This is a genomic window from Metabacillus kandeliae, assembly GCF_021166585.1.
In the GTDB taxonomy this organism is placed as follows: domain Bacteria; phylum Bacillota; class Bacilli; order Bacillales; family Bacillaceae; genus Metabacillus_B; species Metabacillus_B kandeliae.
Genome location: NZ_JAJOZE010000002.1, coordinates 368,068 through 382,617, shown reverse-complemented (window position 1 = coordinate 382,617; position 14,550 = coordinate 368,068). Strand labels below are relative to the sequence as shown.

Genomic DNA, 14,550 nt, shown 5'->3' with positions numbered 1-14,550 from the left:
AAACTCTGAATGGCTAAACTTAAATAAGATATCATTTTTACCTAAAAGGGGAGCATGAGCTATGAACAAACAAGAGAGCCGCTACAGATGGCTGGTGCTCAGCATTTCATTATTTGCATACTTCGTGATTGTAAGCCAGCGGACAGCACCGGGTCTTGTGACAGATACGCTGATGAGTGAGTTTCATGTGTCAGCTGCTGTGATTGGATTGATGAGCAGCATTCAGTTTTTTGCGTATGCAGGGCTGCAGATTCCTGTTGGACTTTTATCCGATCGTTTTGGGCCGAACCGGTTTTTAATTGCAGGGACCCTGCTGAACGGGATTGGCTGTTTGATTTTCAGCCTGGCGCCAAATGAAGGGCTGCTGATTTTTGCGCGTTTTTTGGCAGGACTTGGGGATGCAGCGATTTTTGTGAATGTCATATTAATTTTTAGCGGGTGGTTTAAGGCAGGGGAGTTTATTAAGCTGATGGGAATGGTGTCGCTCGCGGGGAGCATCGGCGCTTTAACCGCCACGTTCCCTTATTCTGCCTGGATTTCCGCTGCAGGCTGGAGACAGCCGTTTCTTGTTATTGGAATTGTGCTGCTGGTGACAGCTTCCCTCTTGCATTACATTTTAGTAGCGAGACCTAAAAAGACTTTTAAAGAGGAAGAAAAAATCAAGAAGGTTCCTGAAAAGGCCCCTGAAAGCGTCTGGTCGATATTGAAAAGAATGTTCGCCGCCCGTCAGGCATGGGCAACCTTTCTTTGCCATTTTGGTGTGGTTGGCACGTACATAGGATTTATCGGTTCATGGGGGGTGCCTTACGGAATTCATGTGTTCGGTCTGTCGCGGTCAGCGGCAAGCCAGCTTATGATGTACGGATTGATTGGGGCCATGATTGGCGGGCCGCTGATCAGCTGGATCACAAGTCGGCTCGGGGTCATTAAAAAAATCTATTCGCTCGTTCATCTGATTGTGTTCCTGAGCTGGTGCGGGCTGTTTCTGACAGGTACGAACCCATCCTTTATAGTAGCCGTTTCCTTGTTCGTTGTGATCGGATTTGGCAATGGGGCGAGCTCTCTGACGTTTGCTGCCGTAAGAAGTTCTTTCCGCGTTGAAGAAGTTGGCGTGATTTCAGGCTTTTCCAACATGGGGGGCTTCCTAAGCGCAGTGCTTCTGCCGATTGTGTTCGGCCAGGTGTTGGATCTTTTCCCGGCTGCAGCTGCCAATGAAGGGTATCATTACGGCTTTCTGATTCCCGTCTTGTTTTCACTGCTCGGACTTACAGGGGCCTTATTGTTAAAAGAAGAGGGGAAACAGAGAGAAACTGTTTAAGACTTGCGCTGCAGCAAGTCTTTTTTTTTATTGCTTAAAAATTTGAAATCGTCTTCAGCAACTGTTTGCTATAATATAAATTAAAATTCCTGGTTTTAACAAAATGTCACTAAATTTTGTAAGTGCTTTCTTTTTAGCGGGAGGGTTTCATGTTTTTTTCACTTAGAAATCGTTTATTTATCATCTTTACTTGTTTATTGACGATTCCATTTGTCCTTTTATCAATCATTATTCCAAGCTGGTTTACCTCTATGATCGAGGAACAAACGCAGGATTTAACAGTAAAAACGATGGATCAATATTCCCTTTATATTAATTCGATCGCAATGCAGGCAGAGGATACGGGGAAACAGGTTTTGGTTAATCAAACGACTCAGCAGTGGCTGAAGCTCGCTAAGGACGAGCCACCTATATCAAAGGAGCAGGCTATGCTTTTGAAAAATCAGGTCAGAAACCTTCTTGCCTCTATTATGGTAAACAATTCTAACGGCATATCTATTTCTCTCTTTTTAAATGATGGAACAGGCACGTGGGGCGATAATCCATCGCTTCAGAAAATGAAGTGGTTTGAGGAATACAGCAGTAAAAACGTTAGATTTACAGCTTCTCATATTGATCCTTACCAGCAGTCTCAGGCTATGCAGGCAGTACATGTGAACAGTTATATCCTGCCCCTTTTCGATATGAATACTTTTATTCCCTACGGAATCATAAAAGTCAGCTTCCCATCAGCTCTGCTTGAGACTGCCATGAATAAGATATCCATTGGAAAATCGGGGCGAACCTACTTAATAAATCCCCAGGGTGAAAGTGTCTTGCAGCCGAAAATTCAGATGCCGAAAAATGTGCTGACCCAACTGTTGGCTAAATTGAATAAGGAGAAAAAAGAGAAGGGGTTAATTGAAACAAATTTCAATGGCGAGGACTATTTTGTTTTTTATCATAAACAAGCAATCGGTAATTGGTACTTGGTAAGTGAAGTGACAAAGGCTGAGCTCTTCGGTAAAGCTGCCCGTCTTCAGAATAACCTGCTGTTAGCAAGTGCTGCTGTCTTTTTGCTGACTATCCTTGCTTCCTATCTGCTTTCATCGAATATCGTCAGACCTCTCGGGAAACTAGCAAAAGCAATGGAATTTATTGAACGGGGGGATTTTTCCGGTGCCAAACGGTTTATGCCGACGATCAAGTCTTACAACAATGAGGTCAGTTATCTAACCAAAGTTTTTGATCAGACGATTAGGCGGCTGCAGACACTAATTGAAACGGAATATGAATCGAATTTAAGGCGGAAGGATGCTGAGTACAAGGCTTTGCTGCTGCAAATTAATCCTCATTTTATGAATAATACACTAGAAATTATGGGAGGCCTTGCCGCACAGGGAAAAAACAGAGAGGTCATGAATGTTAGCGTCTACTTAGGAAGAATGATGCGGTATTCCTTGAATACAACGAGTGATGTCGTGACATTAGGAGAAGAGTTAAGCTATATCAGGAGCTATACAGATATTTTGAAAGTGAGATACGAAGAGGCGATCAGCATCGAAATAGAAGAGGATCCGCAGACAAAATATCTGCCCATCATCAAGTTTGTGCTGCAGCCGCTTGTGGAAAATGCAGTCAAATACAGCTTTACAGAGAAGAAGCATGCCGCCATTCTGTTGAAAACGGAATTGATAGAAAACCAGGTTCATATCGTTATAGAGGACCATGGAGCGGGAATGGATGATGCGGTTTTAACAGACTTATTGAATGGGGAAAAGGAAGATGCGACAAGTGTCCTTGAGAGCTCAGGAAACAGCATTGGGATGAAGAATGTCTTGGGGCGTCTCAGAATCTATTACGGTGACAGCTTTTCTTTCCAAATACAATCAGAAAAGCATGCCGGCACGAGAATCAGTCTGTGCATCAGGATAGAAGGGAGTGATTGGCATGATGAAAGTCGTGATTTCAGATGATGAAGCCCAAATCCGGAAAGGACTCAGAATGAAAGTGAACTGGGAAGAGGAAGGGTTTGAAATCGTGGATGAAGCGTCCAATGGCAAGGAAGCCCTGGAGATACTCGGCAAAATGCAGGTTGATCTGGTCATTACGGATATGAGAATGCCAATCATGGATGGGATTGAATTTGCGAGACGCTGCCATATGGAGCATCCGAAGGTAAAGGTCATTGTCCTTTCGGGCTATTCTGATTTTGGGTACGTCAGGGGTTCGTTGAAGGAAGGGGTTAAGGATTATTTGCTGAAGCCGGTAGCTCCAGATGATCTGGAAGAGGCTTTAAGAAAAATTAAAAAGGAAGCTGAGGAAGAAAAACAGAAGGAAATCGAGTCAGCCCGGATCAGGAGGCTCGCCTATTCCCAGCTGGGGGAAGTGCAGGAGCAATTCCTGCTGCAATTCGTCAAGGGGGAATATATTCAGCCTGATCAGCTTGAAAGCAGGATGCGCCATTTGCAGCTTGAGGAGCTATTGAGCGGACATGCAAGAATTCAATTTGTGACGGCTGAGATTAGAGACCAGAGCGGCTCATCAGAGCGGATAAGAGAGCTTTGGCTGCCTTTTCGCATGCTGTGCAAAGAGATAGCCGGCGGGCACAAAGGAACCTATTCCTTTTATGATCCGGGCTGTGCGAACATGGTGCAATTTATGCATCTTATCCAATCTGTCCCGCTGGACCGCCATTCTCCTTTGATAAAAGCCATCCAGCAGCATACAAAAAAATATCTGAATCTGGAAACGGTTATTGGAATAGGAAATGAGGTTAATAGCCTTTTGGAATGCAAAACAGGCTATATCTCAAGCCTCCTATCATGGAGCGGAAGCCAGTTAGCTCCAGAGTCTCAGATAATTGACGGGAAGTTCAAAACAGAAGAATTAGCAGAGTTTTCACCTGAAATGGAAAGAAAATTGACAAATGCCATTGAGAACGCGAGCATGGAGGGATTTAAAAAAAGTCTACACAGTATCTTTGAAAGAGCAGATCATCAATCAATCTTGTCCTTTTCCTTTGATGCGAACAGAGTGCTGTTTCTCTTGAGCGCGATGGCCAGGAAATACAGCGTTGATTCAGGAGACGTTAAGAAATCCATCTGGCATTGCCAGCAAAGCATCTGGGAGCTCAATTCCCAGAAAAAAGTACTGGAGCATCTCATACACCTTGCCCAGCGCATTATCGAAAAGGTTCGAACAGCCCGGTTTTCAAATGGCAAGTTAATTGTGGACAGTGTAAGAAACTATGTTGATCAGCATTATGCACATGAAATTACGCTTGCCTCTTTATCTGATTTATTTCACATTAACAATGCCTATCTTTCAGAAGTGTTCAAAAACCATGTCGGCCAGAATTTCAGTGACTATCTTGTACAGCTGCGCTTAGAAAAAGCACGGAATTTTTTGAAGGACAAAGAACTGAAGATTATTGACGTAGCAAACCTCTCAGGTTTTTCGAGCTCCGCTTATTTCAGTACAGTGTTTAAAAAGCATTTCAATCAAACACCAGTTGAATTTCGCAGCACTGCTGCTGAATAAGGGGTTTGAAAGTTTGTTTTGAAAGAAGGGATTGCAAATGAAAAAGGGACGCGGACGCATTGTTATCTGTTTCATCATTCTTTGCCTGGGTCTTGCCATTGCTGTCTATATTCTGTTCTTGGGCAAGCAGGAGAGGACGGAATCGAAAAAGGAAAGCCAAAAGGTACAGCTCGTTTTTTCGAGAAATTATGGAAATACGAAAGAAAATAGGGCATATGAAGAACTGATTTCTGATTTTGAAGCAGCTCATCCGGACATTTCCATTGATATGCGTTCAATCCAGTATTCTGATTATGAATTGAGGCTCAGAACCCAGCTCGCTGCAGGCAGCCCTCCGGATATTATGGCAATCGACAGCCCTAATCTAGCGTTATACGCCAATACAGGCTCATTATTATCATTGGATTCTTACATGAAAAAAGAAGGGCACATAGAGGATATTCCTAAAACCATTCTAGACGGACTCAGCTACAAAGGGAAAATCTATCTTGCTCCTGTTGCAGAATCGGGCCTCGCACTCTTTTATAATAAGCACCTATTTGAAGAAGCGAATCTCCCTTTTCCATCAGAGGATCCAGAGAAACCGCTGACATGGGAGGAAACGGTCGGACTGGCCAAGAAAATTGAAGAGAAGCATAAAGGAGTAATCGGAATTGACCCGGCTCAAGGGTTTGGAGATGGGGAAGCGGCTGCTTACTTTAAAATACCGTTCATTTGGCAGTTTGGCGGTGCTATTCTGAGCCCTGACGGAAAAACAGCCAGCGGATATCTGGATTCAAAGGAATCCTTGAAAGCCCTGCAGTTTTACCAGGACATGTACTGGAAGTCAAAAACAGCTTCAGCGGACATGCCGCAGACACCGTTTGAAACAGGCAAGCTTGCCATGACGGTACTGGGCTCATGGGCCATGGATGAACCGGCAAAGAATAACCCAGAATTCAAGCTTGGAAAAGACTATGGGGTTGCCCCCCTCCCAAGAGATAAATTCCAGGCTGTTCCAAATGGGGGCTGGTCCCTTGGTATCTCTGCCAATACGAAGCATCCTAAAGAGGCATGGGAATTCATTAAATATGCCACAAGCTTTGAAGGAAGCAAAAGGTATGCGATGATCACGGGTGATTTGCCTGCCAGGTCTTCAGTAGCTAAGGCTATTCCGGAATTAAACAAGTATCCAAAAAATATTTTTCTCATGCAGGCCCACAGGCATTCGAGAAACCGGCCGGTAACTCCTGTCTATCCCGTCGTAAGCTCAGCCATCAAAACTCTGTTCGAGGAGATCGGGCTAGAAGGGAAAAATGTGAGAGCCTCTGCGAAGGAAGCCGTACAGAAAATCAACACAGGCCTTAAAGAAATAAATAGCCCTTAATGTCTCCATTGCATTTGCTGGAGGCATTTTTTTGTATCATCAGAAAGTTACCAAAATAGCTCGTTTGCTAAGGGATGGTTTGTGTCCAGCTCCATCGCCTTCGAAAAAATCAAAAAGTCTAAGAGCGGACTTTTCGGATTTTTCCGCAAGCAGCTGTCGGGGCTGAACAAGGCGCTTGCGCTTTTCTAAATTGTCCAGCTCCAGCCGCTAGCCCCTCGAGGTCATAAGCCGCTCATCCAGGGAAAGGAAAGACCCCCTTTCCCCGGCTGATCGTCTTATGCTTGTTGGGGCTGAACGAGCGGCTTGCGCTTTTCTTTATGAAAGCGATTTCAACATCCGAAAATTTTGTAAGCCTATACCCGAAAATATTGAAATCTAAACGACATCCATTTTGATAAAGTAAAACCAGACATTTACTGCCAATACAGAACAGGAGGCCAATCGATTGTCTGAACTAGTAAAAGCGGATCATAATGCGGCTATCACAATAGATGGAGAGAAGAAAACAGCTTCCAGAATGAAAAGGCAATGGGATTACATTCGGAAAAACTATTTTCTTTATCTGCTGATTGCCCCGGCTGTGATTCTGACCATCATCTTCAAATACATCCCGATGTATGGAGCGATTATTGCTTTTAAGGATTACAGCACGATTAAGGGAATCCTCGGAAGCGACTGGGTGGGTTTCGCTAATTTCACCAAATTTTTAACCTCGCCAAATTTCAGCCAGATCTTTATGAACACGTTTAATCTCAGCTTCTTCGGATTAATTCTTAGCTTTCCAATCCCTATTATCTTGGCGCTGATGATAAATCAGCTGAGAAAAGCTGCAATCAAAAAAAATATTCAGCTCGTTTTATATGCACCGAACTTTATTTCTGTCGTTGTCATTGTCGGGATGGCCTTTATCTTCTTATCCCCAACTGGACCGGTGAATCAGTTGATCACGATGATTACTGGAAAACCGATCATGTTTATGTCAGACCCTGGGTACTTCCAGAGCATTTATATTTTATCCGGCATCTGGCAAGCTGCAGGGTGGTCTTCCATTATATATGTGGCAGCCTTAGCCAATGTGGATCCAGAGCTTCACAATGCGGCTACCATTGACGGAGCAAACATCCTGCAAAGGATCATTCACATAGACCTTCCGGCACTCAAACCGCTTATGGCCGTTACCTTCATCCTTGCAGCAGGAGGAATCATGTCCATTGGCTTTGAGAAAGCATATCTCATGCAAACAGCAATGAATCTTCCAACATCCGAGATTCTCCCAACCTATGTTTATAAAGTAGGCTTGCAGTCCGGAGACTATGCTTACTCTGCCGCTGTTGGTCTCTTCAATTCAGTCATTAACGTCGTCCTCCTTCTCATTGTCAACTTTATTGTGAAGAAATTGAATGAAGGAGAAGGGCTGTACTAACGGAAAGGAGCCTTGTCATGAATATAAAACACTCAAGAATAGACAGAGTGATCTTAAGCTTGAACAAAATCTTTCTATTCATCGCCGTTTTGGTTGTTTTGGTGCCGCTGGTATATGTACTTATTGCATCATTTATGGATCCAGCCATTTTATTAAGCAAAGGAATTTCGTTTCATGCCTCCGATTGGAGCTTGAAAGGATATATGCTGATTCTCGGCAATGAGGCAATGGTAAGAGGATTCTTTAATTCACTTCTTTATTCAGCCGGTTTTGCCTTGGTCACCGTTATTGTATCCATTTTTGCGGCTTTTCCATTATCCATTAAGGGATTTGTCGGAAAGAACTTCTTCATGGGACTCTTCATTATCACGATGTTCTTTAGCGGAGGGCTGATTCCGACTTACCTGATAGTAAAAGACCTCGGGATGCTGAATACCATCTGGGCGATCCTGCTTCCGGGAGCACTCAACGTATGGAATATCATCCTTGCGAGAACGTATTTCAAAGGCATTCCTTATGAGCTCCATGAAGCAGCAAAAGTGGATGGCGCATCCGATCTGGTTATCTTTTTTAAAGTGGTGCTGCCGCTTTCAAAGCCGATTATATTCGTGCTGGCACTCTATGCCTTTGTTGGTCAGTGGAACTCGTACTTTGATGCCATGATTTATCTGGAAGATTCTCACCTGCATCCGCTGCAGCTTGTATTGCGTTCTATACTGATTCAAAATCAGGCGGATCCTGGAATGATTGGGGATCAGCAGGCGATGGCTGAGCTGAAGAAGATTTCTGAAATGATTAAGTACTCGTCCATTGTGATTTCGAGTCTTCCGTTGATCGTGATGTATCCGTTCTTCCAAAAGTATTTTGAAAAAGGCGTTATGGTTGGTTCCTTAAAATAAATAACAAACGAATTAGGGGGATTTATTATGAAAAATGTCATGAAGGTTGTCACCACTTCCTTTGCAGTAGCCATGCTTTTAACAGGCTGCAGCGAGAAAAGCAATACAGCCGCACAGGATTACAAGCTGTCCAATGTCACCTTTCCGCTGAAGGAAAAAGTCACGCTTCATTTTATTACTCAAAGCTCGCCGCTCGCTCCGGCTGATCCAAACAAAAAACTGATCTATCAGCGCCTTGAAAAGGAGACGGGTGTGAAAATCGATTTTAAGAACTATACCTCGGATTCTTTTAAGGAAAAGAGAAACCTGGCCATGGCCAGCGGAGAGCTTCCTGATGCCATTCTTGATGCAGGGTACTCTGATTATGAATTATTAAAACTAGCAAAAGACGGTGCCATTGTACCTGTCGAGGATCTTATTGAAAAATATATGCCGAATTTAAAAAAGGTTCTTCAGGAAGCGCCTGAATACAAATCGATGATTACTGCTCCAGACGGCCATATTTATTCCTTCCCATGGATCGAAGAGCTGGGAACAGGTAAAGAGCGGATCCAATCCGTTGATGATACGCCGTGGATCAACAAAGAATGGCTCAACAAATTAGGGCTGAAGATGCCGACAACAACAGACGAATTGGAAAAAGTGCTGATTGCCTTTAAAACAAAGGATCCGAACGGCAATGGAAAAGCAGATGAAATTCCGATGTCATTCGTAAACAACCATGGCGGAGAAGACATGTCCTTTCTATTTGGCTCCTTCGGCCTTGGTGATAACGGAGATCATACCGTTGTCTCAAATGACGGGAAGGTGATCAATACTGCTGCTCAGGATGGATACAAAGAGGGCGTTAAGTTTCTGAATAAATTGTATAAGGAAAAGCTAATTGATGTCGAGGCATTCCAGCAGGATTGGAACACATATCTCTCAAAAGGCAAAGATAACCGCTACGGGCTATACTTTACTTGGGATAAAGCCAATATTACCGGAATGAATGACAAATACGATTTAATGGGACCGCTTGCAGGGCCGAATGGACAGGTGAATGTTACAAGAACGAACGGAATGGGATTTGACCGTGGAAGAATGGTCATTTCAAGCGCCAACAAAAATTTGGAATTGACGGCCAAATGGATCGACAAGCTGTACGACCCGCTGCAATCTGTCCAGGATAACTGGGGTACCTATGGAGACAAAAACCAGCAAAATATTTTTGAATACGATGAATCGAAAAAAATGCTGAAGCATTTGCCGCTGGATGGGGCAGCACCTGTTGAAATCAGGCAAAAAACAAACATCGGCGGACCGCTCGCAATACTGGATGAGTATTATGGCAAAGTTACAACAAAGCCTGATGATGCCGCTTGGAGACTGGACTTATTGAAGAAAGTAATGATGCCGCATATGACAGCAGAGAATACGTACCCTAATGTTTTCTTCTCACTGCAGGAACTGGATAAGCTTTCATCGATTGAAACGAACATGAACGCATATATCGATCGAAAGCGAGCTGAATGGATTGCCAATGGGAAGGCAGATCAGGAATGGGGAGCATACTTGAAAGAGCTCGACCGCCTTGGTTTGCAGGAATGGCTGAAGATCAAGCAATCTGGATACGACCGTACCAAAAAATAAGAGCTGCCTAACAAGGTGTAAAAGGGCTGTCCGGAAAATCAGCAGCAGACAGCCCTTTTTTCATATTAATGAAGAAAGAAGGAGAGTGGGAGAATGCCAGTTGCCTATACAGAAAAATTCCGGCCGCAATTTCATTTTTCACCAGAAGCCAACTGGATGAATGACCCGAATGGCATGGTTTATTTTAATGGAGAGTACCACCTGTTTTACCAGTACCATCCCTGCGATACGATATGGGGACCGATGCATTGGGGCCATGCTGTCAGCAAGGATTTAATTCACTGGGAGCACTATCCTGTTGCGCTGTCTCCAGATGAGAATGGCATGATCTTTTCCGGAAGCGCTGTTGTCGACTGGAACAACACGACAGGCTTCTTTCCGGATGAGCCTGGATTAGTTGCCATTTATACAAGCGCTGATACATATCCGGACTCCGATCGTCCCCGCCAAAGGCAGAGTATTGCATACAGCAGAGACAATGGCCGCACCTGGGTGAAATATGAGGGGAATCCTGTCCTATCTGATGTGGACAGGACAGATTACCGCGATCCCAAGGTTTTCTTTCATGAGGAGACGGGGAAATGGGTGATGGTGCTTGCGACAGGGCAATCGGTCACCATCTATACTTCGCCTAACCTGATCGATTGGGCATTCGAAAGTGAATTTGGAAGCAAGGCCGGCTCTCATGAAGGGGTGTGGGAATGCCCTGATCTCTTTAAGCTGTCTGTTGACGGGAACGCAGGCAAACAAAAGTGGGTTCTGCTTGTCAGCATCGGAGACAATCCAGAGCTTGAGGAAGGATCGAGGACTCAATACTTTATCGGTGAGTTTGATGGTTCAGTATTTGTTAATGACAATTCAGATGACACCGTTCATTGGCTTGATTACGGAAGAGACAATTATGCCGGTGTTTCTTGGTCCGATATCCCGGATCATGACGGCAGAAGAATCTATATCGGCTGGATGAGCAACTGGCGCTATGCGAACCAGCTGCCGACAAAGGAATGGCGCAGCGCGATGACCCTGCCAAGGGAGCTTTCGCTATACACAGGCGTGAATGGCGTCCAGCTTTCCCAAAAGCCTGCAGCAGAAATAAAAGAATTCAGAAAAAAAGAGCATACGTACAGCGAAATGACCCTGCTTTCCAATACTGAAAAAGTCTTCACTATGCCAAGCCCATTGCTAGAAGTTACAGCTGAAATTGAAAAAAAGGATGCTGGGGTATTTGGGATCTGTATCCAAAACGCCAATCAGGAAAAGACAGCCATTTTATACAATGCAGGAAAAGGAATGCTCTCAGTGGATCGGACAAACGCTGGGGAAAGCAGCTTTTCAGAGTCGTTTCCTTCCATACAGACAGCAATTTTGGAGCTTGAAAATAACAGGCTGAAGCTTCAGATTTTGATTGACGCTTCTTCAATTGAGGTTTTTGCAAACGGAGGCAAGACAGCTTTCACAAGCCTGCTGTTTCCGAATCATCCTTACGAAGAAATCGTGCTGTTTTCTAATGAAGGAAGCACAGCGGTGAAGTCATTTAAACTAACTGAACTGGATTCAATCTGGAAATAAGGAAAGGAGCTCTAATCTAGTGGATTAGGGCTCTGTTCCATTTTTTGCATATAAGACAAAATAGACATAAAGGCAGGCTCAGAAAATGAACTCAAATGCAATTGTGTGTATAGGTGAAGTATTGATCGATTTTTTTTGTAAAGATGCTGGAGTTGATTTGCAGGAAGGCAGCCTATTTATAAAGCAGGCTGGAGGAGCACCGGCCAATGTCTGTGCCTCCATTGTCAGGCTGGGGGGAGAAGCGCTTTTTGCCGGAAAAGCCGGGGATGACCCATTCGGCCGCTTCTTGAAGCATACATTGGATGAGTTAGGCATTGATACAACGATGCTTTTAATGGATAATCGTTATCCTACTACCCTTGCATTTGTTTCCCTTAAATTGGACGGAGAAAGAGACTTTGTGTTTCATCGCGGAGCAGATGCCCATTTAACAGAGGAGGAGCTGGATGAAGAACGGCTGCTGAGTCATTCGGTCCTTCATTTTGGTTCAGCAACCGCTCTGCTAGAAAATCCGTTTCGATCCTCATACATAGCCCTGATGGAAAAAGCAAAGAAAAAGGGCCGCTTTCTTTCCTTTGATCCGAATTATCGCAGCGACTTATGGAAAGGAAATGAAACATGCTTTATCCAACTGGCCAGAAAAGGCGCTTCGCTGGCAGACTTTATTAAAGTGAGCGCTGAGGAGCTTAGAATTTTGACCGGGTTAGACGATGTGAAGGAAGGAACAGCTGCTCTTCATAGTTTTGGAGCAAATGCAGTCGCCGTCACATTAGGAAAGGAAGGCACCTTTCTCTCTAATGGAAGATGTGAAGAATTAATCGCAAGCATTCCTATCCAATCAATTGATTCCACCGGTGCGGGAGATGCGTTTACAGGAGCGGTTCTGTATCAGATCGCAAAAGCGGAAAATCCTCATCATGTGTTAGACGACTTTAAAAAGTTGTGTCATATCATTTCCTTCAGCAATAAAGTCGGCGCGCTCGTGTGTACAAAGGTTGGGGCCATTTCTGCGCTGCCCTCCCTGGAGGAAGTGAATAGCTTTCAAGTTGACTAGTAAGGGAAAGGGACTGCCTGCTTCAGGCACAATGAATTGCTTCGCTTTTTCACAGCAGTCTCAGCATCTTGGAATGCGCGGCATTCAGGTTCAGCTTGCCATCGTGCTTCCGGATGTTTCCTCCTGCAAAATGATTACTGACAGGCGCTTTGCTGCTGAAGGAAGAGCGAAAAGAGGAAGTCAGAGGCTAGTCTCGAATGTATAAGCTAAAAGAAAGAGGTGGCTTATGCAAATTCTATTAATCCGTCACGGGGAGTCAGAGGATGATTTTTTAGAAGAAGATTATAGAGGATCAACTGACTTGCCGCTGACAGCTGCCGGAAGAGAGCAGGTCCGGAAAATGGCCGGGTGGGTGAAAAAGGAGTATCCGCCAGATGTCATTTTAAGCAGCCCGTTAAAAAGAGCGGCAGAGACGGCAGAAATACTGGCAGCAGAGGCTAACTGCCAAATGGAAGTTCTTGATGGCCTGAGAGAAGGCGGAGAAAGCGAAACCCTGCAGTACTTCAGACAGCGCTGTGAAGCAGTTCTTGCTGCGGCAGAGGCAAAACGTGAGGAACGAATCGCCATCATCAGCCACGGAGGCACCATTACAAAGCTGATCGAAAGCTTTCTGCACCTCCCGTATGAGCATGATTTCTGGTTTCTTTCAGACAACACAGGAGTTCATTGCCTGGATTACTGGAAAGGGAAGCGGATCCTCCGCTTTGCCAACAGTACTGCCCATTTAGTTTAGGCTTTTCCTCAAGAGCTCCCGGTTCCGTTCCTTAAACACTTCATTATGAGACGACACCATCGCATGGCTGCCGGCTTCAGGCTCAATAAATTGCTTCGCTTTGTTCACAGCGTTCGCCGCATCCTGGAACGCACCGGCAATCAGGTTAAGCTTGCCATCGTGCTTCAGGATATCGCCTGCTGCGAAAAGGCCAGGCACAGAGGTTTCGCTAGTTGAAGTGCCTTTGATTGTGCCGTATTCTCCGAGCTCAATGTTCAATCCGCTGTTTTGAAGAAGCTCTGTATCCTGTTCATAGCCGTGGTTGACGATGACGTCATCTGCGGCTATTTTTATGCATTCTCCTGCTGCATTGGTGACTTCCACTTCTTTAATGGTGTCACCTGAAGCAATCAGTCTTGTAATGCATGTCTGCGACAGGCATTCAACAGAGCTGCAGAGGATGGCAGAGGCCTGTGCTTCGTGCCCTGTCATTGCTTCTTTCCGGTACACAAGGCAGATTCTCTTTGCGACAGGCTCAAGTGCGTTTGCCCAGTCCATCGCCGCATTTCCGCCGCCTGAGATGACAACGGTTTTATCTTTAAACTGCTTCAAGGATTTGACGGTGTAATGAAGGTTTGACACTTCGAACTTTTCAGCGCCTTCAATCGAAAGCTTTTGCGGCTTCAGAATGCCGCTGCCGACAGCGACAATCACGGTTTTGGAATAGTGAACCCTCCCTGAAGCTGTGGTCATCACAAAGATGCCCTCGTCATTTCGCGATAGAGAGACAACCTTTTCATTTAAACAAACCTCAGGATCGAAGGTTAGCCCCTGCTGAATCAGCTGCTCCATAAGCTTTGCACCTGAAATAGGGGCAAGCCCGCCCACATCCCAGATCGTTTTCTCCGGATACACCTGAATTTTTCCGCCAAGCTCTGGCTGAAATTCAATGATTTTCGTCTTCATTTCCCTAAGACCGCTATAAAAAGCAGAATAAAGCCCTGCAGGCCCTCCGCCGATAATCGTCACATCGAAAAGTTCATTTTCCTTCATAT

General features: G+C 44.8%; 12 protein-coding genes. 11 read left to right on the top strand and 1 reads right to left on the bottom strand.

From position 1 onward, the window contains the following. The first annotated feature begins 61 nt into the window (after nt 1-61). From LRR81_RS08990 to LRR81_RS08940, 11 genes are all read left to right on the top strand, one after another. The gene (locus tag LRR81_RS08990; RefSeq protein ID WP_231789014.1) at nt 62-1,318 is read left to right on the top strand and encodes an MFS transporter; all 1,257 of its coding nucleotides are present in this window, start codon (nt 62-64) and stop codon (nt 1,316-1,318) included. A 149-nt stretch (nt 1,319-1,467) separates the two neighbouring features. Further along, nucleotides 1,468-3,273, top strand: coding sequence for a sensor histidine kinase (locus LRR81_RS08985; protein WP_231789013.1), 1,806 nt, complete (start codon nt 1,468-1,470; stop codon nt 3,271-3,273). Further along, nucleotides 3,248-4,840, top strand: a complete 1,593-nt coding sequence (locus LRR81_RS08980; protein WP_231789012.1) for a response regulator transcription factor — start codon at nt 3,248-3,250, stop codon at nt 4,838-4,840. Before LRR81_RS08985 ends, LRR81_RS08980 begins: the two co-directional genes overlap by 26 nt. Nucleotides 4,841-4,877: 37 nt before the next feature. Next, nucleotides 4,878-6,206 carry an ABC transporter substrate-binding protein gene (locus LRR81_RS08975; protein ID WP_231789011.1) on the top strand — a complete coding sequence of 443 codons (1,329 nt, stop codon included), beginning with the start codon at nt 4,878-4,880 and terminating at the stop codon, nt 6,204-6,206. 445 nt (nt 6,207-6,651) lie between these two features. Beyond that, entirely contained in the window at nt 6,652-7,629 is a 978-nt protein-coding gene (locus LRR81_RS08970; RefSeq protein WP_231789010.1) for an ABC transporter permease, read from the top strand. Between the two features lie 17 nt (nt 7,630-7,646). Then, nucleotides 7,647-8,528 carry a carbohydrate ABC transporter permease gene (locus LRR81_RS08965; RefSeq protein ID WP_231789009.1) on the top strand — a complete coding sequence of 294 codons (882 nt, stop codon included), beginning with the start codon at nt 7,647-7,649 and terminating at the stop codon, nt 8,526-8,528. 27 nt (nt 8,529-8,555) lie between these two features. Next, nucleotides 8,556-10,160, top strand: coding sequence for an ABC transporter substrate-binding protein (locus LRR81_RS08960; protein ID WP_231789008.1), 1,605 nt, complete (start codon nt 8,556-8,558; stop codon nt 10,158-10,160). 93 nt (nt 10,161-10,253) lie between these two features. Further along, complete coding sequence (locus tag LRR81_RS08955) at nt 10,254-11,729, top strand: glycoside hydrolase family 32 protein (protein WP_231789007.1); 1,476 nt, start codon at nt 10,254-10,256, stop codon at nt 11,727-11,729. Nucleotides 11,730-11,814: 85 nt separating this feature from the next. Continuing rightward, the gene (locus tag LRR81_RS08950; RefSeq protein WP_231789006.1) at nt 11,815-12,783 is read left to right on the top strand and encodes a carbohydrate kinase family protein; all 969 of its coding nucleotides are present in this window, start codon (nt 11,815-11,817) and stop codon (nt 12,781-12,783) included. Continuing rightward, nucleotides 12,776-12,988 carry a hypothetical protein gene (locus LRR81_RS08945; protein ID WP_231789005.1) on the top strand — a complete coding sequence of 71 codons (213 nt, stop codon included), beginning with the start codon at nt 12,776-12,778 and terminating at the stop codon, nt 12,986-12,988. Before LRR81_RS08950 ends, LRR81_RS08945 begins: the two co-directional genes overlap by 8 nt. 21 nt (nt 12,989-13,009) lie before the next feature. Continuing rightward, nucleotides 13,010-13,516 carry a histidine phosphatase family protein gene (locus LRR81_RS08940; RefSeq protein ID WP_231789004.1) on the top strand — a complete coding sequence of 169 codons (507 nt, stop codon included), beginning with the start codon at nt 13,010-13,012 and terminating at the stop codon, nt 13,514-13,516. Here LRR81_RS08940 and LRR81_RS08935 read toward each other — a convergent pair. After that, the gene (locus LRR81_RS08935; RefSeq protein WP_231789003.1) at nt 13,508-14,548 is read right to left on the bottom strand and encodes an NAD(P)/FAD-dependent oxidoreductase; all 1,041 of its coding nucleotides are present in this window, start codon (nt 14,546-14,548) and stop codon (nt 13,508-13,510) included. The genes LRR81_RS08940 and LRR81_RS08935 overlap by 9 nt on opposite strands. Nucleotides 14,549-14,550: the final 2 nt, after the last annotated feature.